This window comes from Microtetraspora malaysiensis (assembly GCF_050947145.1).
Lineage (GTDB): Bacteria > Actinomycetota > Actinomycetes > Streptosporangiales > Streptosporangiaceae > Microtetraspora_A > Microtetraspora_A malaysiensis.
The window spans coordinates 563,044-589,487 of record NZ_CP191998.1 but is presented as its reverse complement, the minus strand read 5'-3'; the positions used below and the strand labels follow the sequence as shown (position 1 = coordinate 589,487).

The 26,444-nt window shown below is 69.0% G+C and carries 28 protein-coding genes; 12 read left to right on the top strand and 16 right to left on the bottom strand.

Annotation, left to right across the window (positions count from 1 at the left end; all coding sequences use genetic code 11):
- Positions 1-147: 147 nt before the first annotated feature.
- The 7 genes from ACQP1V_RS02950 to ACQP1V_RS02920 all read left to right on the top strand — a co-directional run bounded on the left by ACQP1V_RS02950 (position 148) and on the right by ACQP1V_RS02920 (position 6,114).
- The gene (locus ACQP1V_RS02950) at positions 148-798 is read left to right on the top strand and encodes an arsenate reductase ArsC (RefSeq protein WP_433418569.1); all 651 of its coding nucleotides are present in this window, start codon (positions 148-150) and stop codon (positions 796-798) included.
- Positions 799-884: 86 nt separating this feature from the next.
- Positions 885-1,226 carry an ArsR/SmtB family transcription factor gene (locus ACQP1V_RS02945; RefSeq protein ID WP_433418567.1) on the top strand — a complete coding sequence of 114 codons (342 nt, stop codon included), beginning with the start codon at positions 885-887 and terminating at the stop codon, positions 1,224-1,226.
- Between the two features lie 47 nt (positions 1,227-1,273).
- Positions 1,274-2,371, top strand: a complete 1,098-nt coding sequence (gene arsB, locus ACQP1V_RS02940) for an ACR3 family arsenite efflux transporter (RefSeq protein ID WP_433418566.1) — start codon at positions 1,274-1,276, stop codon at positions 2,369-2,371.
- Positions 2,364-2,780, top strand: coding sequence for an arsenate reductase ArsC (locus ACQP1V_RS02935; RefSeq protein ID WP_433418564.1), 417 nt, complete (start codon positions 2,364-2,366; stop codon positions 2,778-2,780). The genes arsB and ACQP1V_RS02935 overlap by 8 nt, the downstream gene beginning before the upstream one ends.
- A gap of 210 nt (positions 2,781-2,990) precedes the next feature.
- The gene (locus tag ACQP1V_RS02930; RefSeq protein WP_433418562.1) at positions 2,991-3,629 is read left to right on the top strand and encodes a class I SAM-dependent methyltransferase; all 639 of its coding nucleotides are present in this window, start codon (positions 2,991-2,993) and stop codon (positions 3,627-3,629) included.
- Positions 3,630-3,775: 146 nt separating this feature from the next.
- Positions 3,776-4,147: an ArsR/SmtB family transcription factor gene (locus ACQP1V_RS02925; RefSeq protein ID WP_433418560.1), complete on the top strand. Its 372-nt coding sequence runs from the start codon at positions 3,776-3,778 to the stop codon at positions 4,145-4,147.
- 116 nt (positions 4,148-4,263) lie between these two features.
- Positions 4,264-6,114 carry a heavy metal translocating P-type ATPase gene (locus tag ACQP1V_RS02920; protein WP_433418558.1) on the top strand — a complete coding sequence of 617 codons (1,851 nt, stop codon included), beginning with the start codon at positions 4,264-4,266 and terminating at the stop codon, positions 6,112-6,114.
- A 235-nt stretch (positions 6,115-6,349) separates the two neighbouring features.
- Here the strand turns inward: ACQP1V_RS02920 and ACQP1V_RS02915 are convergent, their stop codons facing one another.
- The 6 genes from ACQP1V_RS02915 to ACQP1V_RS02890 form a co-directional block, all read right to left on the bottom strand.
- On the bottom strand, positions 6,350-7,402 hold the full coding sequence (locus ACQP1V_RS02915; RefSeq protein ID WP_433418556.1) for an ArsO family NAD(P)H-dependent flavin-containing monooxygenase: 1,053 nt from the start codon (positions 7,400-7,402) through the stop codon (positions 6,350-6,352).
- Positions 7,399-7,746 (bottom strand): metalloregulator ArsR/SmtB family transcription factor, encoded by a 348-nt coding sequence (locus ACQP1V_RS02910; RefSeq protein ID WP_433418554.1) that lies wholly within the window; start codon positions 7,744-7,746, stop codon positions 7,399-7,401. Before ACQP1V_RS02910 ends, ACQP1V_RS02915 begins: the two co-directional genes overlap by 4 nt.
- Positions 7,743-8,999 (bottom strand): MFS transporter, encoded by a 1,257-nt coding sequence (locus ACQP1V_RS02905; protein ID WP_433418553.1) that lies wholly within the window; start codon positions 8,997-8,999, stop codon positions 7,743-7,745. Before ACQP1V_RS02905 ends, ACQP1V_RS02910 begins: the two co-directional genes overlap by 4 nt.
- Positions 8,996-9,268 carry a hypothetical protein gene (locus ACQP1V_RS02900; protein ID WP_433418551.1) on the bottom strand — a complete coding sequence of 91 codons (273 nt, stop codon included), beginning with the start codon at positions 9,266-9,268 and terminating at the stop codon, positions 8,996-8,998. Before ACQP1V_RS02900 ends, ACQP1V_RS02905 begins: the two co-directional genes overlap by 4 nt.
- 12 nt (positions 9,269-9,280) lie before the next feature.
- The gene (locus ACQP1V_RS02895; protein ID WP_433418550.1) at positions 9,281-10,666 is read right to left on the bottom strand and encodes an FAD-dependent oxidoreductase; all 1,386 of its coding nucleotides are present in this window, start codon (positions 10,664-10,666) and stop codon (positions 9,281-9,283) included.
- Positions 10,667-10,869: 203 nt separating this feature from the next.
- On the bottom strand, positions 10,870-11,190 hold the full coding sequence (locus ACQP1V_RS02890) for an ArsR/SmtB family transcription factor (protein ID WP_433418549.1): 321 nt from the start codon (positions 11,188-11,190) through the stop codon (positions 10,870-10,872).
- A 64-nt stretch (positions 11,191-11,254) separates the two neighbouring features.
- Here ACQP1V_RS02890 and ACQP1V_RS02885 point away from each other — a divergent pair, with 64 nt between their 5' ends.
- Together ACQP1V_RS02885 and ACQP1V_RS02880 are read left to right on the top strand one after the other, a co-directional pair.
- Positions 11,255-12,322, top strand: a complete 1,068-nt coding sequence (locus ACQP1V_RS02885; RefSeq protein ID WP_433418547.1) for a flavin-containing monooxygenase — start codon at positions 11,255-11,257, stop codon at positions 12,320-12,322.
- A gap of 12 nt (positions 12,323-12,334) precedes the next feature.
- The gene (locus ACQP1V_RS02880) at positions 12,335-13,765 is read left to right on the top strand and encodes an FAD-dependent oxidoreductase (protein WP_433418545.1); all 1,431 of its coding nucleotides are present in this window, start codon (positions 12,335-12,337) and stop codon (positions 13,763-13,765) included.
- 66 nt (positions 13,766-13,831) lie between these two features.
- Here ACQP1V_RS02880 and ACQP1V_RS02875 read toward each other — a convergent pair whose 3' ends face one another.
- From ACQP1V_RS02875 to ACQP1V_RS02845, 7 genes are all read right to left on the bottom strand, one after another.
- Positions 13,832-15,436 (bottom strand): tyrosine-type recombinase/integrase, encoded by a 1,605-nt coding sequence (locus tag ACQP1V_RS02875; protein ID WP_433418543.1) that lies wholly within the window; start codon positions 15,434-15,436, stop codon positions 13,832-13,834.
- Positions 15,437-15,442: 6 nt separating this feature from the next.
- Positions 15,443-15,682 (bottom strand): helix-turn-helix domain-containing protein, encoded by a 240-nt coding sequence (locus ACQP1V_RS02870; RefSeq protein WP_433418542.1) that lies wholly within the window; start codon positions 15,680-15,682, stop codon positions 15,443-15,445.
- Between the two features lie 226 nt (positions 15,683-15,908).
- Positions 15,909-16,796, bottom strand: a complete 888-nt coding sequence (locus ACQP1V_RS02865) for a TRM11 family SAM-dependent methyltransferase (protein ID WP_433418540.1) — start codon at positions 16,794-16,796, stop codon at positions 15,909-15,911.
- Positions 16,789-17,406, bottom strand: coding sequence for a hypothetical protein (locus ACQP1V_RS02860; protein ID WP_433418538.1), 618 nt, complete (start codon positions 17,404-17,406; stop codon positions 16,789-16,791). Before ACQP1V_RS02860 ends, ACQP1V_RS02865 begins: the two co-directional genes overlap by 8 nt.
- A gap of 201 nt (positions 17,407-17,607) precedes the next feature.
- Positions 17,608-17,874 carry a tyrosine-type recombinase/integrase gene (locus ACQP1V_RS02855; RefSeq protein WP_433418536.1) on the bottom strand — a complete coding sequence of 89 codons (267 nt, stop codon included), beginning with the start codon at positions 17,872-17,874 and terminating at the stop codon, positions 17,608-17,610.
- 298 nt (positions 17,875-18,172) lie between these two features.
- Positions 18,173-19,330 carry a hypothetical protein gene (locus tag ACQP1V_RS02850; RefSeq protein WP_433418534.1) on the bottom strand — a complete coding sequence of 386 codons (1,158 nt, stop codon included), beginning with the start codon at positions 19,328-19,330 and terminating at the stop codon, positions 18,173-18,175.
- Positions 19,327-19,875, bottom strand: a complete 549-nt coding sequence (locus tag ACQP1V_RS02845) for a SigE family RNA polymerase sigma factor (RefSeq protein WP_433418533.1) — start codon at positions 19,873-19,875, stop codon at positions 19,327-19,329. The genes ACQP1V_RS02850 and ACQP1V_RS02845 overlap by 4 nt, the downstream gene beginning before the upstream one ends.
- Positions 19,876-20,295: 420 nt before the next feature.
- Here ACQP1V_RS02845 and ACQP1V_RS02840 point away from each other — a divergent pair, with 420 nt between their 5' ends.
- Positions 20,296-21,420, top strand: coding sequence for an alpha/beta hydrolase family protein (locus ACQP1V_RS02840; protein WP_433418531.1), 1,125 nt, complete (start codon positions 20,296-20,298; stop codon positions 21,418-21,420).
- Here ACQP1V_RS02840 and ACQP1V_RS02835 read toward each other — a convergent pair.
- From ACQP1V_RS02835 to ACQP1V_RS02825, 3 genes are all read right to left on the bottom strand, one after another.
- Entirely contained in the window at positions 21,385-22,101 is a 717-nt protein-coding gene (locus tag ACQP1V_RS02835) for a response regulator (protein WP_387415760.1), read from the bottom strand. The two genes, ACQP1V_RS02840 and ACQP1V_RS02835, sit on opposite strands and share 36 nt — an antisense overlap.
- Positions 22,098-23,246 (bottom strand): sensor histidine kinase, encoded by a 1,149-nt coding sequence (locus tag ACQP1V_RS02830; RefSeq protein WP_433418530.1) that lies wholly within the window; start codon positions 23,244-23,246, stop codon positions 22,098-22,100. The genes ACQP1V_RS02835 and ACQP1V_RS02830 overlap by 4 nt, the downstream gene beginning before the upstream one ends.
- A 217-nt stretch (positions 23,247-23,463) precedes the next feature.
- The gene (locus ACQP1V_RS02825) at positions 23,464-24,183 is read right to left on the bottom strand and encodes a DUF2306 domain-containing protein (RefSeq protein WP_387415756.1); all 720 of its coding nucleotides are present in this window, start codon (positions 24,181-24,183) and stop codon (positions 23,464-23,466) included.
- Positions 24,184-24,452: 269 nt separating this feature from the next.
- Between ACQP1V_RS02825 and ACQP1V_RS02820 the strand changes: the two genes are divergently transcribed.
- Positions 24,453-25,640, top strand: a complete 1,188-nt coding sequence (locus ACQP1V_RS02820; protein WP_433418527.1) for a sensor histidine kinase — start codon at positions 24,453-24,455, stop codon at positions 25,638-25,640.
- Positions 25,637-26,326 carry a response regulator gene (locus ACQP1V_RS02815; RefSeq protein ID WP_387415752.1) on the top strand — a complete coding sequence of 230 codons (690 nt, stop codon included), beginning with the start codon at positions 25,637-25,639 and terminating at the stop codon, positions 26,324-26,326. The genes ACQP1V_RS02820 and ACQP1V_RS02815 overlap by 4 nt, the downstream gene beginning before the upstream one ends.
- The last annotated feature ends 118 nt before the right edge of the window (positions 26,327-26,444 follow it).

Genomic DNA, 26,444 nt, shown 5'->3' with positions numbered 1-26,444 from the left:
CGTGGCTCACCACAACGGAGCCTGGGCTCCGACATGAGATGTTCACCTGCCGTTCGCCTCGTCCCGGTATCGATGCTTGTCGATATTGGCGTTAATCGAAGTAGACGCCCATCGATTCAGCGTTGGGCACGCCTACGGGAGCGACCGATGACCAGCACCTACAGGCGCGGCGATCTGACCATCGATCAACAAGTGGCCCTGGACACCGCCGCGCGCCGCCTGAGCGAGGAGTTCGCTGGCACCTTCGGAGCCGAGACGATCGCGCGGTTCCTTCACTCCAGCTATGACGAGTTCGCCGAGCATGGCCGGATCACCAACTTCCTCCCTCTGCTGGCTGAGCGTTTCGCTCGCCAGCGGTTGCATGCCCTGGCCAGGGTGGAAGGCGGGAGCGACGGGCGACCTGCTGTGCTGTTCCTGTGCGTGCACAATGCGGGTCGCAGCCAGATGGCGCTCGGGTTCTTTCGGGCACTGGCTGGTCAGAACGCACTGGCCTGGTCGGGCGGTTCTGAGTTCGCCGGCGAGATCAATCCGGCAGCGGTAGCGGCCATGGCCGAGCGAGGTATCGACATCTCCGCGGAGTTTCCCAAGCCCTGGACGGATGAGGTTCTCCGAGCGGCCGACGTCGTGGTCACGATGGGCTGCGGGGATGCCTGTCCGGTCTATCCCGGCAAGCGCTACCTGGACTGGGAGCTCGACGACCCCGACGGGAAGGGGCTCGTGGAGGTCCGTCCGATCCGGGACGAGATCGAGCGCCGCGTGCGCGATCTCCTCGTCCAGCTCGACCTGCCCTCCTCCTGACAGCACGCGGGCGGAGGTCGGAGATTAGATAAGTGTCGATATTGACGTATATTGATATCGACAGCCATCGACAGAGGGAGGGGCGTATGGAGCCGCTGGAGCTTCTGGAGTGCAGCTCGCCGTTGGCGCGTGAGCCTCTGGATGTCGAGCAGGCCGCAGGAGTGGCGCGCGTGTTCAAGGCGCTCGGCGACCCGGTACGGCTGCGCATCCTGTCGATCGTCGCCAGTCACGAGGGGGGCGAGGCCTGCGTGTGCGACCTGTCCGCCGCTTTTGACCTGTCCCAGCCGACGATCAGCCACCACCTCAAGGTGCTGAAGGAGGTCGGCCTGCTCACCTCCGAGCGCCGCGCCTCCTGGGTTTACTACCGCGTCGTCCCCGAGACGCTCGCGGAGTTGTCGGCCCTGCTCAGCGTCCCCGCCACGGTCTGATCGGCATCCGCTCCGCCGTCTCCGGCACGTAAGGAAGATCACTCCTCATGTCATCGAGCCCGACTCGCGCCCCAGCGTCCGCCCCGCCTGAAACCGGCGTGATCGGCGGCCTGTCGACGCTGGACCGGTTCCTGCCGGTCTGGATCGGCGTCGCGATGGCCGCCGGCCTGCTCCTCGGACGGCTCGTCCCCGGCCTGAACACTGCCCTGGATGCCGTCAAGGTCGGCGACATCTCACTGCCGATCGCGCTCGGCTTGCTGGTGATGATGTATCCGGTGCTGGCGAAGGTCCGCTACGACCGCCTCGGCACGGTGACCGGCGACAAGCGGCTGCTGATCTCCTCGCTGGTGCTCAACTGGCTCATCGGTCCGGCCGTCATGTTCGCGCTCGCCTGGATCTTCCTGCCCGACCTGCCCGAGTACCGCACCGGCCTGATCATTGTCGGGCTGGCCCGCTGCATCGCCATGGTTCTCATCTGGAACGACCTGGCCTGCGGCAACCGGGAGGCCGCCGCCGTACTGGTCGCCATCAACTCGATCTTCCAGGTCGTCGCCTTCGGCGCCCTCGGCTGGTTCTACCTGCAGGTACTGCCCGGATGGCTCGGCCTGTCCCAGTCCACGCTCCAGGTCTCCGCCTGGGACATCGCCGGGTACGTGCTGATCTTCCTCGGCATCCCGCTCGCCGCCGGATATCTCTCCCGCAAGCTCGGCGAGCGCGCCAGGGGCCGCGACTGGTACGAGTCCCGCTTCCTGCCGAGAGTCGGCCCGCTGGCCCTGTACGGCCTGCTGTTCACCATCGTCATCCTCTTCGCCCTCCAGGGCGACACCATCATCTCCCAGCCCGGCGACGTCGCACGGATCGCGCTGCCGCTGCTCGCCTACTTCGCCGTCATGTGGGGCGGCTCGTTCCTGGCCGGCCGTGCCATCGGGCTGCCCTACGACCGCACCACCACGCTGGCCTTCACCGCCGCGGGCAACAACTTCGAGCTCGCCATCGCGGTCGCCGTCGGGGTGTTCGGCGTCGCCTCGGGCCAGGCCCTCGCCGGGGTCGTCGGCCCGCTCATCGAAGTGCCCGTCCTGGTCGCCCTGGTCTACGTCAGCCTCTGGGGCCGCCGCCTGTTCACGAAGGAGCCCGTCCATGTCTGACCGCAAGCCCAGCGTCCTGTTCGTCTGCGTCCACAACGCCGGACGCTCCCAGATGGCCGCGGGCTGGCTCACCCATCTGGCCGGGGACCGGATCGAGGTCCGCTCCGCCGGGTCCGCTCCGGTCGAGCAGATCAACCCTGTAGCGGTCGAGGCCATGCGCGAGGTCGGCATCGACATCACCGGCGGCCAGCCCAAGATCCTCACCCCGGAAGCCGTTGAGGCCTCCGACGTGGTCATCACCATGGGCTGCGGCGACACCTGCCCCTTCTTTCCCGGCAAGCGGTACGAGGACTGGAAGCTCGACGACCCCGCCGGCCAGGGCATCGACGCCGTACGCCCGATCCGCGATGAGATCCGCCGGCGTATTGAGAAGCTGATCGCAGAGATCGAACCGGCGGAGGCCGGGTAGCGGTCCCAGGTCGGGGTCAAATCCAGGAGCTTCGGTCGGGCACACTGTCGCCATGGCCGACGCCCTCCCCGATGGGGAGGCTCCTGCCGAAAGAACACAGCGGTAGATGACTCTCGGTGTTGTTGGTCTCGGCGGGTCTTCCCGAGAACCGCGCATCTGAACCTCCGGCAGCGGGCGCATGGCGCCGGCGCGGCGGGAGAGGAGGTTGCCATGGCCAACCATGGGGGCGCCCACGGACACCGGTGTTTCGCGCTGCTCTATGACCGCATCACACGAGGGGCCGAGCAGCGCTGGCTGGGGGCACTGCGCGACCACCTCGTCGGGAATCTGAGCGGCCAGGTTCTGGAGATCGGCGCGGGTACCGGGGCCAACCTCGCTCACTACCGCGAGGCCGAACAAGTGGTCGCGGCGGAACCGGACCCCGCTATGCGTCAGCGTCTGCGCAAACACAAGGCAAGCGTTCCGGTCGAGATCAGCTCCGCGTGCGGTGAGGAACTGCCCTACCCCGACGCCAGCTTCGACGCGGTGGTGAGCACGCTCGTGTTGTGCTCGGTCGATGATCTGAATCGCACATTGGCCGAGGTCCGCCGGGTGCTCAGGCCGACGGGAACGTTCGTGTTCTGCGAACACGTACGCGACACCGGCATGCGTGGACGGATCCAGGACCTCCTCACACCGCTGTGGCGGCGCGTCGGAGCAGGATGCCGTCCCAACCGCCGGACACAGGCCGCGATCGAGGAGGCTGACCTGGTCGTGCACCACATCGAAACGATCGCGCCCCACCCCAACCTCCCGTTCACCGCGCCGATAATCCATGGCGTGGCGACGCCCGTAGATCATCCACATTGACCGTCCCCATCGCTGTCGCTCCAAGTGCCGCCAGATCATGACATTCGGCAATCCGGGGCTGCGCCGCCGTCGCAGCCCCTGTCTCGTCACAGCTCGCGTCGGGTGAAGGCGCTTGAAAGATTCCCCTCGACCGCTATCATCGGAATATGGGAATTGATTCCGAATGTGGAATGACGCCGCGCGACGGGCTCCTCCCAGCAGCGGCGCTGTTCCACTCACTGGCCGATCCGGTGCGTCTGGCGATCGTTCAACGGCTCGCGACCGGTGAGGCTCGAGTGGTGGACCTGACCCGCGAACTTGAGCTGGCCCAGTCAACGGTGTCCAAGCATCTGGCCTGCCTGCGCGACTGCCGGCTGGTCGACTACCGGGCCGAGGGGCGCCAGTCGTTCTACTTCATCGCCGTGCCCGAGCTACTCGACGTGCTGCGTTCAGCCGAGCAACTCCTGGCCGTGACCGATCAAGCGGTCGCGCTGTGCCCAGCGTATGCCGTCCGACCCCGCCAGGTGGAGCAGCCATGAACGAGAGCACAGGCACAGGAGCATCCCGCGCGGTACAAGCGCTCGATTCCGGGTGCGGTTGCGACGACTCGTGCGGGGCGTCCCCTACGCCCGGACAGGCCGCAAGAGGCGACCGGTTGGCGTTCGCCCGACCGGTACTGACCCTGTTCGGGCTGGTCGTGGGCCTGGTGCTACTGGTCGTCGTGGTCGGCGAATGGCTCGGAGTCTTCGAGCAACTGACCGATCGAGTGCCATTCGCCGTCGGCCTGCTGCTGGTGCTCGCCGGTGGTTTCCCGATCTTCTACAACGTGGGCCGTGCCGCACTGCGCCGGAAGGTCACCTCACACACGCTGATGACCGTCGGAGTGGCCGCCGCGCTGGTCGTCGGCGAGTGGCCGGTGGCCGCTGTGGTCGTGCTTTTCATGCACACGGCCAACTACGCCGAACGCTTCACCACCGAACGCGCCCGTCGCGCTGTGCGCGAGCTGACCGCCCTGGCGCCGAAGACCGCCCGGGTGATGCGCGACCAGGCCGAGGTACAGGTGCCCGTGGGACAGGTACGGGTCGGCGAGACGGTCGTGGTGCGTCCCGGGGAGCAGATCCCGGTGGACGGGACCGTGACGGCCGGGCAGGCCACCGTCGACCAGGCCGCTATCACCGGGGAGTCCATGCCGGTGGAGGCGGGCCCCGGCGCGCGAGTGTTCGCCGCCTCTTTCGCCCGCCTGGGAAGTCTGCGCGTGCAGGTGACCGCCGTCGGGGCGGACAGCACATTCGGCAGGGTCATCACCCTGGTCGAGCAGGCCGAGACGCACCGAGCCCCGGTGCAGCGCATCGCCGACCGCTTCTCCGCCTACTATCTGCCGGTCGTGGTCACCGTCGCCGTACTGACGTTCCTGCTCAGCGGTAACGCCCTTGCCACCGCGGCGGTGCTGGTGGTGGCCTGTTCCTGCTCCTTCGCCATGGCGACGCCGGTCGCGGTGCTGGCCTCAGTGGGAGCGGCGGCCAAACACGGTCTGCTGATCAAGGGGGGCCGCTACATCGAGGCCCTGGCCAAGGCCGACGTACTGCTGATTGACAAGACCGGCACGCTCACCCTCGGCCGCCCGGAGATCACCGACATCATCCCCCTGGACGGCCACACCAAGGCGGAACTGCTTCACCTGGCGGCGAGCGCCGAGCGCTACTCCGAGCACCCGCTCGCCGAGGCCGTCCGCACGGCTGCCAGGGAGCGCGGCCTGCCTCTGGGCGAGCCGGGAGACTTCCAGGCTCTGCCCGGCCGGGGAGTGAAGGCCATCGTCGACGGCACCACGGTGACGGTAGGCGGCGTGGACCTGGTGCCGGAAGCCGGTGACGACCCGCAGGTGCGCAGGCTCGCCGACGACGGCAAGACCCTGCTGACCGTTGCCGTCGACGGCCGGTTCGTGGGTGTGCTCGCGGCTGCCGACACCTTGCGGCCGGAGATCTCCGCCGCCCTGGCGGACCTCGACGTTCTCGGCCTGAGCCGCGTCGAGCTGCTGACCGGTGACCACCAGGCCACCGCCGCCGGCATCGCCGACCGGCTCGGTATTCCCTTCCGGGCCGGCCTGCTGCCTGAGGACAAGATCGCTATCGTTCGGGAGTACCAGGCTGCCGGGCACCGGGTGGTGATGGTGGGTGACGGCGTCAATGACGCTCCCGCCCTGGCTCAGGCCGACGTCGGCATCGCCATGGGCGCCGCCGGCAGCGACATCGCGGTCGAGGCCGCGCACATCGCCTTGATGCGCGATGACTGGACTCTGGTCCCACAAGCGGTGCGGATCGCGCGCCGTACAGCCCGTGCCATCAAAATCAACATCGGTTTCACTGCCGGTTACAACGCCGTTGGCCTGTCGCTTGCCGCTACCGGAATCCTGCCGATGATGGTCGCCGCCGCAGCCCAGTCGTTGCCCGATCTCGGCATCCTGGCCAACTCTGCCCGCCTGCTACGCCGACCGGCGTCTCGGACCTGAATCCCGAGCCTTCGTAAACGCGATCGTTGCTGGCGGAGGCCGGGACAGGAGATACCAGGAAACCACTGCCCAGAACTCTCTCGACAGCATGCCCATCACGGCAGTGATTGCCATCAGCCGCCGTCCCCTTCACCTGCTCAGATACCGGTTGCCTCGGCCGGAGGTGTGAATACTGCGCCAAGCCGAACGATGGCCGGTGGAACACTCGTGGTTTCGTGAGTAACCGTCCGGGCTTTCAGTGCTGGGCGGTGATCTCAGCGACCATGTCGCGGGCGGTACGGCTTGCGCCGATCAAGGTGGCGGAGGCCGGGCCGGTCCAGTCGCCGTAGCCGAGCAGGTGCAGTCGCGGTTCGCCCAGTGCACGGGTGCCCTCGGTCGGGATGAGCCCGTTGGAGCCGCGCAACCCCAACGGGGTCAGGTGGCCGAGCGACGGGCGGAAGCCGGTACACCACAGGATGACGTCACAAGCCAGCTCGGTGCCGTCGCGCCATGCGACACCGTGTGGGGTGATCCGGGAGAACATGGGCTCAGCCTTGAGCACGCCCCGATCACGTGCGTCACGGACCGGCGGCACCACGACGATGTCACCGAGATCAGCGACGCTTGGGGCGTTCTGACCTGTCTGGGCCGCCTGGTAGCGGCGGGTCGCCAGCTCGAACAGGGCTCGTCCGTCCACCTCATCGGGCAGCAGCCGAGGCGGGCGCAAGGTGACCCAGGTGGTCTGGGCGACGGTGGAGACCTCGGCGAGGATCTGCGCGGCAGAGTTGGCACCGCCGACGATCACCACGCGCCGGCCGTGGAAGGGCTGGGGACCCCGATAGTCCGCGGTGTGAAGCTGCCGGCCGTGGAAGCCCCGGATGCCGGGATAGCACGGGATGTAGGGGCGCCACCACGTGCCGGTCGCACTGATGACGGTACGAGCCTGCCACGTGCCCACGTCGGTTTCGACCGTCAGCCGGTCGATGCCTCGCCGTACGGCGCGCACGCAAGCGGGCCGGATGATCGGCAGCTGGTAGCGCTGTTCGTATTCGCGGAGATAGGCCACCGTGTGGGCCGCACTGGGATAGCCGCCACCTGGCGGCGGCGGCATCATCCATCCTGGGAGAGTGCTGTATTGGGCGGGCGAGAACAGGCGCAGCGACGGCCAGGCATGCTGCCATGCGCCGCCGGGAGTGTCCTGGGCGTCGAGGATGACGAAGTCGGCCTTGGCTCGGCGCAGGTAATACCCGGCCGCCAGACCTGCCTGGCCCCCTCCGATGACGAGGACGTCGACCGAGGATGAGGTCATGCGGTGGCGGGTTCGGCCAACGGTGTGAAGAGGGCGCCGAGCCGGGCCACCGCGGCGGGGATGATCCAGTAGTAGACCCAGGTGCCGCGCCGTTCGCAGTCGATCAGCCCGGCGGTACGCAGCACCTTGAGATGGTGGGAGATGGTCGGGGCGGTCAGGTCGAAGGCGTCGGTCAGGTCGCACACGCACGCCTCGCCGCCCGAGTGGGAGCCGATCATCGACAGCAGGCGCAGCCGAACCGGGTCGGCGACCGCCTTGAGCAGCACTGCGAGTTCGGCCGCGTCGGTCTCCGACAACGGCTCACGGGCGATCGGCGCGCAGCACTGGCCGGTGGCGACGGTCACGACAACACCTCCTGATTTGATATCGGTCTAAATGATAGGCGATGGTAGGCAACCAGCGCGAACGAGGCAATTCCGCATGCCGCAGCCACGGCGGTCATGACCCAGCCGTAACCGGCGGCTTGAGCCAGGGCCACCGCTCCGAGGGGAGCGGCGGCTTTGTCGGCGACCGAGAACATCGCGATCCGGCCCGACAGGGTGGCGTAGGCGGCGGTGCCGTACCGCTCGGCGAGTAGATGCGGCAGGGTGATGGTGCCGACACCGAAGCCGAGCCCGAACAGCAGCACGCACCCGACTGCGCCGGGCACGGTGTGGCCGGTCAGCGGCAGAAGCAGGGCCCCGACGCCTTGCAGGGCGAAGGCACCGGCTGCGATGGAGGCGGCGGACCAGCGGCGGCGAAGCCCCGTGGTGACCATGCGACCGGTCACCGACAAGACACCCAGCAGCCCGGCGATGGTGGCGGCGAAGATCGGGGTGTGGCCAAGGTGCATCAGGTAGGTGACCAGCAGCACGGCGATGGTCGCCACGGCGCCGCCATGCGCGGTGAACGCGGTGACCAGCAGCCAGAACGGCCGCGCTCGCACGACGGCCTTGACCAGGTCGGCGCGCTGGTGCGGCTTGACCTCCGCCACCGCCCGACGGCGGCGCAGCACGAACGCGTGCAGCGGGATCGCCGTCGCTCCGTAGAGGACAGCGAGGACCACCAGAGCCTGCCGCCACCCGTAGTGCTCCACGAGCAATCCGGTGAGAGGCAGAAAGATCGAAGAGGCGAACCCCGCGACGATGGTGAGCGCGAGCAGCGCGTTCGCGCGCCCGTTGCCATCGAACCAGGAGACGATGATGGCGAAGGCCGGCTCATACAGCACCATCGCCGAGGCGACGCCGATGGCGACGAAGACCGCGTAGAGCTGGGGCAGGCTGTCGACTCGCGACCAGGCCAGCACCGCCAGCGTGCCGAGCACGGAGCCGGCGGTCATCAGGGCGCGACCGCCGTGGGCGTCCAGCCAGCGCCCGACCAACGGTGAGCACAGCGCCATGGTCAGCACCGCGAGCGTGAGCGCGGCGGCGACCTGTGTCCCGCCGACTCCAAGCGCGCCGCTCATCGGAGTGAGGAAGACCGAGAAGGCGTAGTAGAGCACGCCGTAGCCGATGGTCTGGGTGACGGCCAGGGCGGCGACGATGCACCGACCGCGGGTGAAACGGGACCGGCCGCCGCTCCTGACTCCGGGAACGGCGGCCTCAGCAGACGGACTCACGAGCCCCCGCCCGGGCAGGCGATCAACTCACGACCGCTCATTGTCGTTCTCCAAGCTCCCTCGCCGGTTTCGGCGATGAAGCCTTGGGCGTGCAGCCGCCACGCCAGGGTCGCGGCCGTGCGCGCGATCGCCGGAGCGTAGCCGGGGTTGCCGCTCGGCGCGCGGGTAGCGACGAGCTCTTCTGCCAGCCGGTCCGCAGGCATCGGCTCGTGGTCACAGATCAGGCGCAGGGCCTGCTTCTGCGCCGCGGTGGGATATCCGTCGGACATTTCAGCTCTCGTTCAGCCGCAGCAGCTACCGCCGCCGGAGGAGACGGTGGTCACGGGCAGTGGGGTGGCGAGCAGGCCGCCGCTGATGCCGGTGGCCAGGCCCACCCGCTGCTCCTGGGCTTCTGCCAGGTTGGACGAGCAGACACCGGTCTCGGGCAGGTCGAGCTGGACGTCGCGGGCGGCCTCCCAGTCCCCGGCGAGTGCGGCCACGACGGAACGCACCTGCTCAGACCCGGTGGCCATGAGGAACGTCGGCGCGCGGCCGTAGCTCTTGACGCCGACCGCGTAGTAGCCGGACTCGGGGTGAGCGAGTTCGTCGACGCCGTGGGCGGGGACGGTGCCGCAGGAGTGGGCGTTGGGGTCGATCAGCGGGGCGAGCTGCCGGGTGGAGCCGAGGATCGGGTCCAGGTCCAGTCGCAGCTCGGAGGCGATGGAGTGGTCGGGCCGGTAGCCGGTGGCCGAGACGATCCGGTCGACGGTGACCGACTGCTCGACGCCGGACGGGTCCCGGCTGATCACTGCCACCTGGTCGCCGGCCTTCTCGACGGAGTGGGTGAAGAAACCGGTCAGCAGTTGTACCCGGCCGGAGGTGACCAGGTGGTGGAGGCGGGTGCCGAGTGCGCCGCGCGCGGGCAGCGCGTCGGCGTCGCCTCCGCCGTAGGTACGGGTGGCGGATCCGGCTCTGATGGCCCAGGTGATCTGGGCGTCCTCAAGCTGGGCCAGGGCGATCAGTGTGGTGGCGGCCGAGTGCCCCGCGCCGACCACGAGCGTGTGCTTGCCCGCATAGGTCGCGCGGTCGGCACCCAGCACGTCAGGCAGAGCGTGGTCGATGACGTCGGCGGCATCGGTTTCGCCGAAGGCGGGCAGGCCGCTCGCGCCGAGCACGTTCGGCGTGGTCCAGGTGCCGGAGGCGTCGATGACGGCCTTGGCCTGGACCTCCTCGCCGGTGTCGAGCCGCACCAGGAAGGGGGCCTCCTCGCGCCCATTGGTGCGGACCCGGTCGTAGCCGAGGCGGCTGATCGCGATCACCTTGACTCCGGTGCGCAGCCGGTCCCCGATGGCGTCGGCCAGCGGAGCGAGGTAGTCGGAGACGATCTCAGCACCGGTCGGCAGCCACTCGGGATCGGGCGCGGTCCAGCCGTGGGCCTCCAGCAGGCGGCGGGCGGCGGGGTCGATGTTGTAGCGCCACGGGCTGAACACCCGTACGTGGCCCCACTGCGCGATGGATGCGCCCGCCCGCTCGCCCGCCTCGATGACCTGGAAGTCCAGGCCGCGCTCAGTCAGCTGAGCGGCGGCGGCCAAGCCCACGGGGCCGGCGCCGATCACCACGATCGGAAGGCCGGCGCGTGGCGTGATCTGCTCGATCTCGGCGGTCTCTGTGCTGCAGCATCCACCCATGGCGGCTGTCTCCTCGATTGTCGGCCAAGCATCAGTTCTGTCGTGCGGGCGCGGTCGAGCAATGCCCGCGCACATCTCTGATTAGAAGTACGTCGAAGTAATACTGAGCATGCCCAACTGATTAGAGGTATGTCAAATTAGGTGCCGCACCCAAGGAATCCGTGGACGCGGAAGGGAAGGGTATGTGGGGCGCCACCTCGCGGTCAGCCACACTCGGCGGATGGAGGACAGCAGGCGCGCAGGGTGGCCTGAAGATCCTTCAGCGCCTGGGCGACCCCGTCCGGGTTGACCTGGTAGTAGACGGTTTTCCATTCGCGGCGGGATGTCAGGACCCCGGCGTCGCGCAGCATCGCCAGATGGGTCGACGCGGCGGACTGGGCCAGCGACAGCTTCTCTGCCACCTCGTTGACGGTCAGCTCCACTCCGCCGGTGAACAGGAAGAGGATTTGCTGGCGGGTGTCGCTGGCCAGGGCTTTGAGGAAGCCGCGCGCCGCCTGGGTCAGCTCGATCCCGTTCGTCGTCATGTCCCTAGCATCGCCCCCAACGCATCATATTGTCATTTCATTATTTGACGATACTATGCGCTGTATGGAGATCATCGTCATCGGAGCAGGCCAGTCCGGCCTCGCCGCCGCCCGTGCCCTGCGAAACCTCGGCGTCAGCCCCGTCATCCTGGAGGCAGGGGACCAGTCCACCGGCTCCTGGCCGCACTACTACGACAGCCTCACGGCCTTCTCTCCCGCCCGCTACAGCGCCATGCCCGGTATGCCGTTCCCCGGTGACCCCGACCACTACCCCACCAGGGACGAGGTCGTCGCCTATCTCCAGCGGTACGCCGAAACCCTCGACGTGGAGATCCGCACCGGCACCCGCGTCACCGCCGTTGAGACGGACGGCAGCGGAGGCTTCGTCGTCAGCACCGCCGACGGCGCCCGGCTCCCCACCGCGGGCGTGGTCGCCGCCAGCGGCAGCTTCGGCAACCCGTACGTGCCGGACGTCCCCGGAAAGGAAACCTTCACCGGACAGTTGCTGCACGCGGCCGACTACCGCTCACCCAAGGAGTACGCCGGCCAGCGCGTCATCGTCGTCGGCGCCGGCAACTCCGCCGTCCAAATCGGCTACGAACTCGCCGAGGTCGCCACGGTCACCCTGGCCGCCAACCACCCCGTCGCGTTCATGCCGCAACTCCTCGGCGGTAAGGACGTGCACTACTGGCACACCACGACCGGATTCGACGAGCTGCCTCTGGAGTGGCTCGCCCAGATGATCCACACGACCCTGGTCATGGACACCGGAGACTACGCGGGCGCCTTCGAATCCGGACGCGTCAGCCAGCGGAGCACGTTCACCGCCTTCGACGGCGACGGCGTCATCTGGCCCGACGGCACCCGGGAGAAGGCCGACACCGTCATCTTCGCCACCGGCTACCGCCCCAACCTGCCCTACCTGCAGCCTCTCGGCGCACTGGACGAGGTAGGCATGCCCAAGCACGTCGGCGGCATCTCCACCACGCACGCCGGACTCGTCTACGTCGGACTGGAGTTCCAGCGTTCTTTCGCCTCCAACACCCTGCGCGGAGTATCACGCGACGCCGAGCACGTCGCCGCCCCGCTGGCCGCATACGCCGTCAAGGCCCGCGCCGCCTACGGCCTGTAAGGAGCGTGTTTCATGGACCACCCTGTAGTCGTGATCGGTGCCGGACCCATCGGCCTGGCTGCCGCCGCCCATCTCGTCAAACGCGACCTGCCCTTCCTCGTCCTCGAATCCGGTGACGGCCCCGCCGCCTCCGTACGTCAGTGGGGACACGTCCGGCTGTTCAGCCCGTGGCGCTACGACACCGACGCCGCGGCGCGCCGTCTACTGGACGCCGCAGGCTGGTCCCCACCCGACCCGGAGGAGCTGCCCACCGGAGCCGAACTCGCCGACCGTTACCTCCAGCCCCTGGCCAAGCTCCCCGCCATCGCCCCGCACGTCCGGTACGGAGCGCGAGTGGTGGCGATCAGCCGGGTGGACGTCGACCGGTTGCGGACCGCGGGCCGCGATGGGACGCCGTACGTTGTCCGGCTTCAGGACGGCACGGAGATCACCGCACAGGCGATCATCGACGCCTCAGGCACCTGGAGAACGCCGAACGTCCTGGGCGCCAACGGGCTCTCCGCCCACGGAGAGCAGGAGGCGACGGCCTGGATAGACCATGCCCTGCCCGACGTCCTCGGCGCGGACCGCCCTCACTTCGCCGGCAGGCACACGGTCGTGATCGGAGCCGGGCACTCGGCCGCGACCACGCTGCTCGCGCTGGCCCAACTCACCGAACAAGTGCCGGGCACCCGCATCACCTGGGCGATCCGATCCCAGGAGCCGGACCGCGCCTACGGCGGAGGCGGCGACGACGCCCTACCGGCGCGCGGCTCGCTGGGATCCGGCCTGCGACTGCTCGTGGACAAAGGTCTGGTGGAGCTTGCCGCTGGCTTCAAAGTCCGTGCCGTACGCCCGGGAGCAAGCGGCGGTGTCGAGCTCGTGTCCCAGCGCTCTGACGGTTCAGATTGGGCCATTACGGCCGATCGCGTCATCGCTGCCACCGGGTATCGACCCGACCACTCGATCGCCGCCGAGTTGCGCCTGGACCTGGACCCGATCCTCGGCACCACGCGTCTCCTCGCCCCGCTGATCGACCCCAACGACCACTCGTGCGGCACCGTCCGTCCCCATGGCGTGGACGAGCTGACCCACCCCGAATCCGGCTACTTCGCCATCGGCATGAAGAGCTATGGCCGCGCCCCGACCTTTCTCCTGGCCACCGGCTACGAGCAGGCCCGCTCCGTCGTCGCCGCGCTCGCCGGCGACTGGGAAGCGGCCCGGGACGTACGGCTCGAACTCCCCGAGACCGGCGTATGTTCCGTGACTCTGGGCGCCCGCGCCGTAGCCGAGAGCCTCGGCTTGGCCCCGGACATCCCAGCCAAGCTCCTGGCGGCGACCACACAGCATCTACCACTACACGCGAATGCGGCGGACGCCGTGATGGCCGCTGCAACTGAGCTGGGACTCGAACCAGCCGCCGCGATGCAACTGGCTGCTTTCGCCGCCGAACGGTTCGACTGACGCTGACCGCGATCAGGGAGATGGGGCGTGCCCGCTGATCTCATCGGGCCCTCCCCATCCCGGTGATCACTTCGTTTCGGGGGTCCTGCTGGACAGATTGACCAACCGCCCCTTCCCCCCGATGCCGGGGCTCGTGGTAATCGGCGGGGTGGTGATGAGCGCTGCGGTGGACTCCGCTGCAGCCTTAGCAACCTCTGGGTAGATGCTGGTGTAGGTGTCCCGGGTGAACGTGGAGGAGACGTGGCCGAGGGTTTCCTGGACCACCTTCAACTCGACCCCGGCGGCGAGCATGAGCGAGGCGGCGCCGTGGCGGAGGTCGTGCAGCCGGACCGGCGGTAGTCCCGCCTCGTAGCACATCCAGTAGAACTGGTCGGTGACATGCTGAGGATGCAACGGCCTGCCGTACTCGCCGGTGAAGACGAACCCGCTGTCCGTCCACGCCTCGCCCGCCTTGAGGCGTTCCTTCGCCTGACGCTTGCGATGCTCTTTCAGGATCGCGAGTGTTTCGGTATCGAGGGCGATGACGCGGTCACTGGCGTCGGTCTTCGGCTTTCCCTGCACTGGTGTCCAGCCGAGCTGGGTGATCTGCCAGTTCACCCCGATCGTTCCTGCAGTGAAGCTCACCTCCGGCCAGCGCAGCCCGACCGCCTCACCCCGGCGCAGCCCACGCAAAGCGATCAACCGATACAGCGCATACAGGCGGTGGCGGCGCGCATAGGCCAAGAACGCCGAGGTTTGCTCCGGGGTCCACACCATGACCGGTGAGGGCCGAACGGTGGTCAGGTAGACGTTGACCACGTCCACGCTGCGCCCGGCCCGCCGCTGGTTTTCGGCAGCGCGGTTGGCGGCGTGATCGGCCCGCCAGCGGGTGACGCGCTCGTCGGTCCACACGAGCCCCTTGGGCCGGGTGACCGTGGGGAGTTCGACCACGGCGGCGGGGTTGAAGTCGATCAGCCGGTCCTGCTTGATCGCCACGTTGAGCGCGTGGCGGAGGGTGGCGCGGATGCGGTGCATCGTGGCCGGGCCGACCGGCTTGCGGTATTTCACCTTCGCCCGCTCCTCGGGGTTTCCGCTGGCGCGGGCAGTGGCGATGACGTCGTTGAACTCCTCGATCGCGTCGAACATGCCGCTGATGTCGCAGACCCTCAGCCGATCGAGGCGAATGTCGCCGAGGTAAGGGACGAAGTAGAGCCGAATGTGCGCCTCATACGACCGGCGCGTGGTGGCGTCGATCTTCTTCTTACGTTTGAGGAACTCGCCCATCCATTCGCCGACGGTTACGGTCCGGTCGAGGTCCTGGTGGGTGCGGACCTTGCGCCTCACGTCCTCGATCGACGGCAGCGCTTTGGTGTCCTTGAGCACCGACAGCATCAACTCGCAGATCTTCCGCCGGGTATGCGGGTCCTCGTCCAGCGCGAGGAGACCACGGGCGTGGTCGAGCTCGACCTCAGCGTCCTCCAGCGTCGCGAACCCCTGACGCCGCAGCGGGGTCCGGCGTCGCCCGTCCGCGTGCGGGGGGAGTTCGAGCTGGTAGGCCCACTTGCCGTGTGTGCTGCTCCACCGCTCTCCCCCGCCGCCGGATCGGCGGAGCTTCGGGCATTTCTTCCCGAGCTGCTTGCCCGTGGCCGCGTCGCGGCAGCCGCAGGTCTTGTAGGTGGTGCCGTTTGCCACCGTGGCTCACCTCTCCTCAGGCTGTGGACGGCGTATGCCGTCGTCGTGGTAGCCGAGCAACGCCCACACCTCCCGCGTCGGCACCAGGTAACTGCGTCCGATCCGAAGCACCCGGCAGGGGAACTCGCCGTTCTTGGCCAGCCGGTACGCCTTCGTCCGGCCGAACCCCAAGAGCCGCCCCGCGGTGACCACGTCGATCACCGCCGGAAGGTCCCCCAGGTCGGCCGCCCGCACTGCCGGTGTCATCGCACGCCCCCGCACGGGCGCAGGTACGCCGCCTGGACTCGCTGGCGTGGTGTCGCTGCCGTGGCCCTGCCGGACCGGCGCGCCCCACACCGCCGTACACGGGTGCGGCGGGGAATGGAGCGGCCGGTCGACCATGGCCGCCGGTATCGACGCCCACCTCTGCAATGCGTGTCAAGCAATATCCGCTGGTCAGGGACCCCGTTTCGCCGTAGAACCGGCACCGCCCTCACCGTGCCTCCCGATCGTCGACACGCCCGACCTCGGCTGCGTCGGTGAACGGTTTGTGGAAGATCAGCAGGTCCTCGTGGGCGAGCGCGTGGATCGGCACCCCGCGCTCCCACGCCTTGCGTGCCTCATGGAGCTGGAAGAACGACGCCCGATTGATCACGCGGCCGTCGTCAATCCCGCACAGTAGGCACACAATCCGGTCGGTGAAGAGCAGCCCCGCCTCCTGGGCGACATCGAGAACCTGGCCGGGCAAGTCGACAAGCTCGCCGCGGACCCGGTATGGCCGGACGGTGATCGCCACGATCCCGCCGGGCCGCAGCAGGAGCGCGGTCTCGACCAGGATCTGGGCGAAGCCGTCCAGCAGAGCGGGCAGGCTCTGATGGGCCAAGTTTGCTCGGTCGCGGGAGTAGTGGTGGTTCCACTTGCGGATGCCCGGCTCGCCGGTATCGCGGGTGGAGCGGATATGCCCGTGCGTGTACGACCCGTAGGGCGGGGAGGTGAGCATCAGCGCTGCCGTCCCGGCCAGGCCTGGCAGGAGGCGAGAGGCGTTCCGAGAGTCCCCGATCAGGACCTGCGCCGTTCCAGGGGCGCCGTTCCAGCGGGCGTGGGCCACGTTCTCAGCAGCGAGCTTGGCCCACTGCGCCTCGTACTCGATGCCGGCCGCGTTCCGGCCGTGATGGATCGCCTCGACCAGGGTGGTGCCGATCCCGCACATCGGGTCGATCACCAACTCACCCGGCTGGGTGTAGGTGGCGATCACCTTCGCGGCGATGGCAGGCAGCATCTTGCCCGGGTGCTTCATCGACTCGGGCAGGTAGCGGCCCCGCCGCTGCGTCCGTGAGGGCTGCTGTCCGGTAGCCCACACCGATCCGATCAGCTCACGCATCATGAGTTCCCCGTTCTTCGTTCGAGTACGGCTCGGCGGACGCTGGTGGCCAGGCGGGTTTGGTGAAGATCAGCACGTCCGCGTGGGCACGCAGCGCGGTTGGAACGTGCGGCAGGACAGTCCTCGCCCGCCTGGCGGTGATGGTGGCCGGAAGGAGGGACAGGACGATCCGCTTGCGCCGGACCGGCCCGTGTACCGCGACGATGTGCTGCAGATAGACCAGCCCCGCATGGCGTGCCTCAAGGATGAGGCCCGGCACCGGATCGTGCGGACGGCCGTCCACCAGGTGCAAACCGGTGACGACGGCCAGGTGACCGCCGTTGGTGAGCAGCGCGGCAGGATCAGCCAGTGAGCTCGCCTCGATGGGCAAGCCGATCGAGGTCGCATTCGGCACCGGTTCGCAGATCCGCCGAAGGACGACGAGAGCAGCTTCACCGCGCCGGTGGGCAAGCGCGGTATAGGTGGCCTCGGCTCGGGCGACGCGAACCTCCGCCCTGCGCACCGGGCCTTCGTCGCGGCCGGTGGTTGCCCGTGTCCACGTGACACCCGCCTCGCGGGGGTCGCTGACGACAGCCGACGCGCGGCGGCCGAGGATCATCGCGTTGGCCACCAACGTGTGATCGACGGGGTGGATGTCGACGACCAGATCGCCGGGGCGGGTGCAGATCCGTAGGTTCAGGGTTCGAATCCCTGGCGCCCCACCAGGCAAAACACCGCTTACAGATCTTGTTCTGAGGGGTGTTACAGCCACCTTTTACAGCCAAGAGGGCCGGAACCCCCGTCGTGGGAGTCCGGCCCTGATGCTGTTGAGTCACCCGAAGAGTTTCTTGGCGACGGCGTCGACGGCCGCCCGCTCGATGTCCGGGAGCACGTGCGCGTAGGTGTTCATGGCCAACGCGATCTGGCTGTGCCCGAGGGTCTTCATCACCGTGCGCGGCGACGCTCCGCAGGCCAGCAGGTAGGGCGCGCAGGCATGGCGGAGGTCGTGCAGTCTCAGCCAGTCCAGGCCCGCCTGTGTCCGCGCCTTGCGCCACCGTGCCGAGAGATTCCCCGGTTCGATCGGCGTACCGATGGTCAAGGCGACGGCGCTCCGCGCCGCCGCACCCCCGGCCCTCCGCCCGCCCGCCGTCCGGGCGTGCGGCCTGGGGGCCGGTCCCGGACGGCGGCGGGACACCGGGCCGGGCGCCGCACGCCCGCCTCGCCGTACTGACCGAAAGCTCCAGATGGGGTTGCCCCGCCGCCGCACAGCTGCACGGCTCACCGAGCCAGATAGTTGCTGTCTGCCTCCGAACTGAGGGCTTCAGTCAGTCGGATCTACTCACCTACGCGGGCTCCCTGGCAGGTCTCCCCAGTCCGACCAGCCGGAGAGGATTGCCTCACCAGGCCGCGAGCATCTCCTCTGGTGACGCATTAGATGAATCCGCGCGGATGAGGACGGTGGTACGGTCCCCGTCCAATCTGCTCAGCGGATGAACGTTGCCCTTGATCAGCAGGTGTTTTCCAGTGGCGTCATAACGGATGAGAGTCCATAGGGCTCCGGTACTTCCGGAGTGGTCCGCGCTGAACACCGTGCGAATTTTCCTACCGTCCGTGACGGAGTACTCCCCGATTGAGGAGCGTCCTGATCGCTCGCCATTGGGCGTGCCGATCAGGATCATGTGGCCGTCCGGGCTAATCGCCACCCCCGTTGGGGCGTCCACATCGCGCACCACGGTGTGACTGTTCTTGAGTGTTTCGCCAGCGGAGGCCGTGTCGAGAACGCGTACCTCCGATGCGACCGCAAACCCGAGCGTGCGGCGGTCGGCCGCCCATGACAGGCTCCAAATGTTTCCGAAGGCGTTCGTCGTCCAGGACCGGGTCGTTCTGCCGGGGAGATCGACAACCACGAGCCGCGCGCCCGGACAGAAGCGCAGTGTCTTGCCCGCACCGCACACCTTGCCGTCAAGGCCGTAGGCCAACCGGGTGCCGTCGTCCGTTATCGCGATGGAGCTGACGGCATCTCCGATCACAGGAGCGATCACATCCCGCGTCACTTCGGCGACCTTCCCCCGGTCGTCCACCCGCAGGCGGTAGAACCACGTGGTGCTCACCATCGTCGTGTGCGATTTCACGCTCTGGGCGACATAGAACGTCGTGCCTCGCCCGGTTCCCGTGAGCAGATATCCACCGGGAACACCTCGGGTGATTCCTTTGGGAGTTGAAGGCATTGTGACCCGGTCGGTGATCTTTCCGTTGTGCGCGTCATGGATCGCCAGGCCGTCTTTCCCTGCGGTCAGCAGATAGCGCGGACCGGATGCCAGGCCGCCTTCTTGCGTACTCACCGGAGGCGGAGCACCGAACACGGCCATAGCGGCGAAGCTAGCCACGACTACGGCCATGGCCGCCATTACCGGGGCCAGTACGAGACTCTTACGGCGGCGCAGGCGAGTTTCTGGCCGCAGGGCACTGTCAGCCGGACGCAGCGTCTCAACGCGCACAAGTTCTGCGCCAGCGGCGAAGGCGTCCCGGAGTTGCTGTTCGATCCGCTCGGTCATCTGCCCTCCTCAAGTTTCACAGCGAGCGCACTGAGTGCACGGGACACGGTGGACTTCACCGTTCCGCGACTGACCCCCATCACCGCCGCCGTCTCCGCTTCGGATAGATCGAGGTAGTAGCGCAACACCACCGCCTCCCGCTGGCGACGCGAGAGATCACGAACTGCCGAGAACACTTCGCGCCGGGTCTCCCCCAGCAAGGCTTGGACTTCAGCGGACCAGAACGGCACTTCCCGTTCGACGCCGAACCGTCGGGCGATCGCTCGCCGGCGGTGAACCGCGCGGCAGCCGTTGAGCACCACGGTACGGAGATAGGGCAGCAGCTGATCGTGATCGGCCAAACGCCTCCATCGGTGATGCACGGCAGCAAAGGCGTCCTGCACGATGTCCTCGGCCGTCTCCTGGTCTCCCACCAGAAGGAAGGCGAATCGGACGAGGCCGAGACGGTGTGCCTTGAACAACTCGGTGACGGTGGTATCCGCAGAAGGCTCCACTGCGGCAAGCTCCGGTGGAGGGTCCTCCATCACGTTTCTCTCGCTCTGCATGCCCACTCCATGCGCGGGTGCGCCAGGAGGTTGCTTCAGGACGCCAACTTCTTTCCGCCAAAGTGGGCCACGTTCGTAGGAACTGCTGCTCGGCGCGAAGCTGCGGCGGCGACAGGTGACGTCCCCTCGGGTGGTGTAACTCCAGTGCTCGCGGGCGAGGGCCAATGCGGTCAGCACCCTGCTGTCCCGCTCGCCGGTCGAACCGGTCAGCAGGCACTGGGCGAACTCCTGATCGCCGGCCGTCTGGGTAAGGCGGGTGGTGATGAACCAGGTCGCCGGCAGATCCTGGGCTCAGGCGCGGTTCGTTCGTGAGCATCGTCCCTGAAAACGATCTTCGTCGAGCTCTACCCTCCTGGGTTGAGCCGCAGATCCTACCCACGCCAGAGGCGGCAGCCGTACACGACCGGCACCGTGAATAGGGTGAAACGTGCACTCATCATCACCGCCCTGGCCCTCACACTGGCCGGATGCGGCTCCACCCCACCGCAGCGCCTGACGGTCCCAAAGCCGACCGGCCCTCATCCGGTGGGGACCGTCTCGGTCCATCTGGTCGACCAGTCCCGCCCGGATCCCTGGAACGGCTCCGGCAGGAAGCGGGAGCTGATGGTCAGCCTGTGGTACCCGGCCCGGGACGTGCAGGCCCACCCGGTCGCCCCCTGGATGCCGAAGGCGGCGGCGGAGCGGTACTTGACGATGAACGACCTGGATCCAAGCTCGCTGCTACTGGACAGGACCGACGGCCACGAGGGCGCGCCCGTCGACGCGAGCCTGGGCAGGCTGCCGGTCGTCCTGTACTCGCCGGGCGCCAACTCCTCGCGCGCGTACGGGACTGGCGTCGTCGAGGAGCTGGCCAGCCGGGGGTACGCGGTGGTCACCGTCGATCACCCCTATGACGCGGCGGTGGTGGAGTTCCCCGGCGGCCGGGTGGAGACGGGCGCCGAGCTGACCGACTTCGCCAAGGCGGTCGACGTCCGGGTGGCCGACGTGCGCTTCGTCCTGGACAGCCTGCCCTCCCTGGAGGAGAAGCTGCCCGGCCGTAACGGGAAGCCGCTCTTCGACCTCGCGCGGATCGGAATGTTCGGGCATTCGCTCGGCGGCGCGGCCACCTCCTCCGCCATGTACGCCGACCAGCGGATCAAGGCCGGGCTCGGCCTGGATGGCGCCGTCTTCGGCAAGGTCGCGCAGTCCGGCCTCGACCGGCCGTACATGGTGGTCGACACCGACGGGAAGGGCGGCATGGCGGTCAATCCGACGCTGCGCACCTTCTGGGACGGCCTGCGCGGCTGGCGACTCAACGTGACGCTCAATGGGGCGGCGCACAACTCCTTCGGCGACGACGTCCTGCTCATCCCCATGTCGGCCGAGCCGCTTGGGCTGGGAAAGGAGCAGCTCGAGGAGGTCGTCGGCACGATCCCGGCCGAGCGGGCGCTGGCCTTCCAGCGCGCCTACCCGCTGGCCTTCTTCGAGCAGAACCTGCGCGGCCGTCCGCAGGAGTTGCTGCAGGGCCCGTCATCCGCCTTCCCCGAGGTCTCCTACCGCCGCTGACGGCCCCTGCCCACCGGCCGTGACCACGCCGCCCTCGTAGGCGGCGATGACGAGCTGCGCCCGGTCGTGCGCGGCGAGCTTGGCCAGCAGGCTGCGGATATGGGTCTTGACCGTTGCCGCCCCGATGCCGAGCCGCTCGGCGATCTGCGGGTTGGTCAACCCTCGAGCCACCAGCAAGAGCACCTCCCGCTCCCGGCCGGACAGCTTGGTCAGCCCCGCCGCCAGCCGGGCCGGGATTCCGGTGGGCTCGCGCCGGGCGAACTCCCCGATCAGCCGCGTGGTGACCGACGGGGCCAGCAGCGCCTGTCCTTCCCCCACAATGCGCAGCGCCTCCAGCAGGTCGCCCGGCCGGGTGTCCTTCAGCAGGAATCCGCTGGCTCCGGCCCGCAACGCCCCGTAGACGTACTCGTCGAGATCGAACGTGGTCAGCATCACCACCCGCGTCTCGGCGGTCACCGGGTCGGCCCGGATCAGCTCGGTGGCCTTGATCCCGTCGAGGCCGGGCATGCGGACGTCCATGAGCACCAGGTCGGGCCGGAGGCAGCGGGCCAGCTCCACCGCCTGCTCCCCCGTCCCGGCCTCGCCGACGGCCTCCAGGTCGGGGGCGGTGTCGATCAGCCTGCGCAGCCCCGCGCGCAGCAACGCCTGGTCCTCGGCGACCAGCACCGTGAACGTGTTCACCTCTCGTCCTCCCCGGAACCGCCTGGCAACAGCAGCCTTGCCCGAACGGCGAAGCCGCCTCCGGGCTCCGGCCCCGCCGAGAACGCTCCGCCGTACAGGGTCACCCGCTCTTCCAGCCCGGCCAGCCCGTGGCCCCCCTCACGCGGCGCACCCCCGCGACCGTCATCGACGACCTCGACCACCAGCTCGTGCTCCGCACGGGCGCCGACCGCCACCCAACATCGGGCCGGGCCGGCGTGTTTGAGCACGTTGGTCAGCGACTCCTGCACGAGGCGATAGACGACGAGGGCCGCCTCGTCGCAGAGCGCGAGGCCAGGCTCGACGTCGAGCTCCACCCGAACGTCGCCGGCCGGAATCGCCGCGACCAGCTCGCGCAGCGAGTCCAGCGTGTACGGCGGGCCGTCCTGGTCCCCGGAGGTGTCGCGGAGCAGACCGAGGAGGCGGCGCAGGTCCGCCTGCGCCTTCCGGCTGGTCTCCTCGATGATCGACAGGGCCTCGCCCGCTTCCTCGGGGTGCGTGGTGGCGACGTGGTTGGCGATGCCGGCCCGCATGGAAATCAGGCTCATGCTGTGGGCGACGATGTCGTGCACGTCACGAGCCATGCGCAGCCGTTCCGCCGTGGCCGCGGCCTGCGCCGACCGTGCGACGGCCTGCGCGGCGTACGCGCGCTGCTCCCGTACGGCAAGCCCGATCGTCCATGCCAGACCGAGCACCAGCCAGGCGAATCCGCACGCCGACGCCGCCTCGGTCCACGAGGGCGAGTCGATCGCGGCACCGGCGGCGGTCACGGCCAGCGCGGCCACCAGCGCCGCTACCGCCGTCCGGCGTGCTTCCAGCAGCGCCACCGCGTGCAGCGCGACCGCCAAGGGCACGAACGCCTCCTCCCAGCCGGCGAACGGCGCGAACACCGCCGCCACCAGGACCAGCGCGCAGACCAGGACCGGCCACCGGCGCCGCCCTGCCAGCGGCAGGCAGGCCAGCGCGATCATCGGCACGGCCGCATACGGCGACACTCCGGCGGACTCCGGCACCAGCACCGCCGGCACCGAGAACCCGGCGGCCAGGGCAACGGCCGCGAACGCGTCGGCGGCGACCCAGTGTCCCGGTCGCAGCCTGCGCGCGATCAAGGGACGCCGTTCGGCCATGCGCCCACCCTAGACGGGGCCGGCCGACAGCTCGCCGCTGCCGAGGCAGGCGCCAAGCCCGCTGGCGATTCCAGCGGGCCCGGGGACAATTCTGGACGGAAGGCCGATCAGGCGGGGCGATGGTTGGTCATGCAGCGGGCGGCGTGGCTCGTCGTCGTCGCCGTCTGTGGCGCGCGGCCGGGCTTCCTGATCGGGCGCACGGCAAGGGCGCCGGAGGTCACGACCCGGATTCTGGCACAGATCGGTAAGCCCGGCGACGGGACCGGATCCGAATGATCAGCCACTGGGCGACCAACAGATTGATCGGCCAGGAGAGCCACGCTCCGCTCATATACGCCCGGTCGAAGGGAAGGGCGGTGCTGGAGAAGACCGCCAGCCAGAGGCGGAAAGTGACCGCGGCGAAGATGAGGGAGTACGACCTGATCATCCAGATCTGATGCTCGATGATCGCCCGACGGCGGATCGTGGCGAACGCCATACCGGACGCATGCAGCAGCACTATGGCGAGCCCGGCGAACCCGAGGGGTGCAACCGGCCAGTAGAGCCCCTTCGGCACCAGCAGCAGGCCGCCGATCCCGGCTGCCAGGGCGCTGAGCAGGTAGATCCGCCCAATCACCCGGTGCACCGCCGGATGCCGCGCCCTGATCCGGGGCACGAACTGCCACGGGCCCAGGGCAAGCGCCAGGAGGCCGCCGCCCACATGGAAGAGCAGTGGGACGAGATTCGCGACGTAGACAGCGCGCTGCTGTGCGAGGAAGAGCTTGGGGTCGAGCGTGAAATAGCGCGCGGCGATCGCGGCCGTCATCGTGGCCAGGAAGGTCACGCAGAGCCAGCCGATCCGGCTCCGGCGCGGGGTCTTCTTCCCCGCGCTTCTGCCGGCCCGGTTGGCCTCGGCGGGAGCGGATGGGCTGCTGCTGGTGGGGACGGGAGTAGTCACGCCGGGAAAGCTACGGTCCGGTCCACGTGCGCTGCGTCCACCTGCGGGGGTCGATCTCGGTACCTCAGCAGGGGGTATCGGCTATACCAGCTATACCGGCGAAACCAAGAGCATCCAGGCAGCCAACGATTCAGGGGACCGGCGCGCATGTACCCCACCAGGAGTACGGACCGCCTACCCTTCCTGGGCAATGTGCGGCGCGCCGACTGTCGCTAGGCTCGGTTCGATCAAGTCGCCGCGCAGCGGTGACGCCAACCCCCGGAGCTGCGATGAGTCGGCCGAACTGGACCAGTGCGCGCGCCGCCGCCCGGCGCCTCCGGTCGCTGCCGGCCGGACCCGCCGTCTGGCGCCGGCTGCGCCCGAGTACCGCGGCACTCGACCTGGCGCTCGCCGCCGCATTCCTGGCCGCGATGCTGGTCGAGCGGCTCAGCGTGGCGGCGCGGATCGGCGATCGGATGCCCGCGGCGCTCGCGCTGAGCGTGTTGATCGCCGGCGCGCTCGCCGCCCACCGGAGGCTTCCGCTCGCCGCGTACCTGGTCGGCTCCGCCGCGTTGTCCGCCGAGGCCCTGTTCATCGTGCCCAGCCCGGTATCGCCATACGCGAACCTGCTCGGCCTGTACTCGCTCGGCCTGCGCGGCACGCGCGCCCAGGCCAGGCTGGGACCGGTCATCGTGCTGCTCGGCATGGTCGCGTATTTCTCCGGACCCACGCACACCTACCAGATGGTGCCCGCCGCGGTCCTGTTCGTCTGGTTGCTGGCCTGGGCGCTCGGCTACGGCTGGGCCCGGCGGCAGGAGGAGCAGGAAGCGGCGCGCCGAGTACTGCGCAACCAGGTGGTCGCCGACGAGCGGGTGCGGATCGCCCGGGAACTGCACGACCTGGTCGGGCACACCCTCAACGTGCTGCTCGTTCAGGCCGGCGCCGCCCGTCGGCTGCTCGACCGGGACCCGGAGCAGATCCGCGGCCTGCTGGGCACGATGGAGCACACTGGCCGGCAGGCGCTGGAGGAACTGGACCGGGTGCTCGGCCTGCTGCACCAGGAAGAGCCGGGCCTGCTGCCGGGGTTGGCGCAACTGGCATCGCTGACCGAGCGGATGGAGCAGGCGGGGATCCGGGTGACCGCCCGGGTCGACCCTGCCGTGCACCAGGTGCCGCGCCCGCTCAACCTGTCGGCCTACCGGATCGTTCAGGAGGCGCTGACCAACACGGTCAAGCATGGGCGCGCCGCCCGGGCCGAGGTCTCGGTCCATTGCGACGGAGACGTGCTCGACGTCGAGATCCGGGACGACGGTGTGGGCGTGGCCGGCGGCTACGTGCCAGGCCGCGGCCTGCGAGGCATAGCGGAGCGGGTCCGCGAGTTCGGCGGCAGCGTGGAGCATGGCCCCGGCGAGCGCGGCGGTTTCCGGCTGCATGCCGTACTCCCGATTCCGGGCACCCCGGCGGCGGTGGTCCCGTGACCATCAGAGTCGTGATCGCCGACGACGACGCCCTGCTGCGCGCCGGGATCGCCCTGATACTCGGCAGCGCGGACGGAATCGAGGTGGTCGGCGAGGCCGCCGACGGGCTGCAGGCAGTGGAGCTGTGCCGGGCGGCGGTGCCGGACGTGGTCCTGATGGACGTGCGGATGCCCGGCATCGACGGGGTCGAGGCGACCCGCCGGATCGTGGCGGCGCGGCCGCCCACCCAGGTGCTGGTACTGACCACTTTCCACCACGACGACTACGTGTGGGGCGCGCTACGGGCCGGCGCCGCCGGATTCCTGCTCAAGCGGGCCTCCCCGGAGCGCCTGATCGACGCCGTACAGACCCTCGCCGCCGGGGAGTCGGTGTTGGACCCGGCGGTGACCCGCAACCTGGTGAGCCAACTCGTCGCCGCCGGCCCGGGGCGGGCGCGGCCCGGGCCGCCAGATCGGCGGCTGGCCCGGCTGACCGCCCGGGAGCGGGAGGTGCTCCGGCAGGCGGCCGAGGGCTACTCGAACGCGCAGATCGCCGAGCTGCTCCTGCTCGCCGAATCCACGGTGAAGACCCACCTGAAGCGGATCCTGGCGAAGATCGACGCGCGCGACCGCGCCCAAGCGGTCGCGATCGCCTATCAGAGCGGACTGATGGCGTCCGAGGGCGACGCCTCCCGGGAACGGGACTGACCGGAACTCAGGCCCCGTCGGTAGAGGATCGCGTTCAAGATCTCGCACATTGCGTATCGGCCCTGATGTGAGCAGTGCCAGCCAGCCGAACATCCTGACCGGCAGCCGAAACAACACG

What these genes read in the sequence shown, in the direction of transcription:
- ACQP1V_RS02935 (WP_433418564.1), top strand. Translation starts at nt 2,364, where the DNA reads ATGTCTGACCGCAAGCCCAGCGTCCTGTTCGTCTGCGTCCACAACGCC.
- ACQP1V_RS02850 (WP_433418534.1), bottom strand. Translation starts at nt 19,330, where the DNA reads ATGACCGAGCGGATCGAACAGCAACTCCGGGACGCCTTCGCCGCTGGC.
- ACQP1V_RS02830 (WP_433418530.1), bottom strand. Translation starts at nt 23,246, where the DNA reads ATGGCCGAACGGCGTCCCTTGATCGCGCGCAGGCTGCGACCGGGACAC.
- ACQP1V_RS02880 (WP_433418545.1), top strand. Translation starts at nt 12,335, where the DNA reads ATGGACCACCCTGTAGTCGTGATCGGTGCCGGACCCATCGGCCTGGCT.
- ACQP1V_RS02915 (WP_433418556.1), bottom strand. Translation starts at nt 7,402, where the DNA reads ATGACCTCATCCTCGGTCGACGTCCTCGTCATCGGAGGGGGCCAGGCA.
- ACQP1V_RS02890 (WP_433418549.1), bottom strand. Translation starts at nt 11,190, where the DNA reads ATGACGACGAACGGGATCGAGCTGACCCAGGCGGCGCGCGGCTTCCTC.
- ACQP1V_RS02930 (WP_433418562.1), top strand. Translation starts at nt 2,991, where the DNA reads ATGGCCAACCATGGGGGCGCCCACGGACACCGGTGTTTCGCGCTGCTC.
- ACQP1V_RS02925 (WP_433418560.1), top strand. Translation starts at nt 3,776, where the DNA reads ATGGGAATTGATTCCGAATGTGGAATGACGCCGCGCGACGGGCTCCTC.
- ACQP1V_RS02900 (WP_433418551.1), bottom strand. Translation starts at nt 9,268, where the DNA reads ATGTCCGACGGATATCCCACCGCGGCGCAGAAGCAGGCCCTGCGCCTG.
- ACQP1V_RS02895 (WP_433418550.1), bottom strand. Translation starts at nt 10,666, where the DNA reads ATGGGTGGATGCTGCAGCACAGAGACCGCCGAGATCGAGCAGATCACG.
- ACQP1V_RS02865 (WP_433418540.1), bottom strand. Translation starts at nt 16,796, where the DNA reads ATGCGTGAGCTGATCGGATCGGTGTGGGCTACCGGACAGCAGCCCTCA.
- ACQP1V_RS02820 (WP_433418527.1), top strand. Translation starts at nt 24,453, where the DNA reads ATGAGTCGGCCGAACTGGACCAGTGCGCGCGCCGCCGCCCGGCGCCTC.
- ACQP1V_RS02870 (WP_433418542.1), bottom strand. Translation starts at nt 15,682, where the DNA reads ATGACACCGGCAGTGCGGGCGGCCGACCTGGGGGACCTTCCGGCGGTG.
- ACQP1V_RS02945 (WP_433418567.1), top strand. Translation starts at nt 885, where the DNA reads ATGGAGCCGCTGGAGCTTCTGGAGTGCAGCTCGCCGTTGGCGCGTGAG.
- ACQP1V_RS02950 (WP_433418569.1), top strand. Translation starts at nt 148, where the DNA reads ATGACCAGCACCTACAGGCGCGGCGATCTGACCATCGATCAACAAGTG.
- ACQP1V_RS02845 (WP_433418533.1), bottom strand. Translation starts at nt 19,875, where the DNA reads ATGCAGAGCGAGAGAAACGTGATGGAGGACCCTCCACCGGAGCTTGCC.
- arsB (WP_433418566.1), top strand. Translation starts at nt 1,274, where the DNA reads ATGTCATCGAGCCCGACTCGCGCCCCAGCGTCCGCCCCGCCTGAAACC.
- ACQP1V_RS02885 (WP_433418547.1), top strand. Translation starts at nt 11,255, where the DNA reads ATGGAGATCATCGTCATCGGAGCAGGCCAGTCCGGCCTCGCCGCCGCC.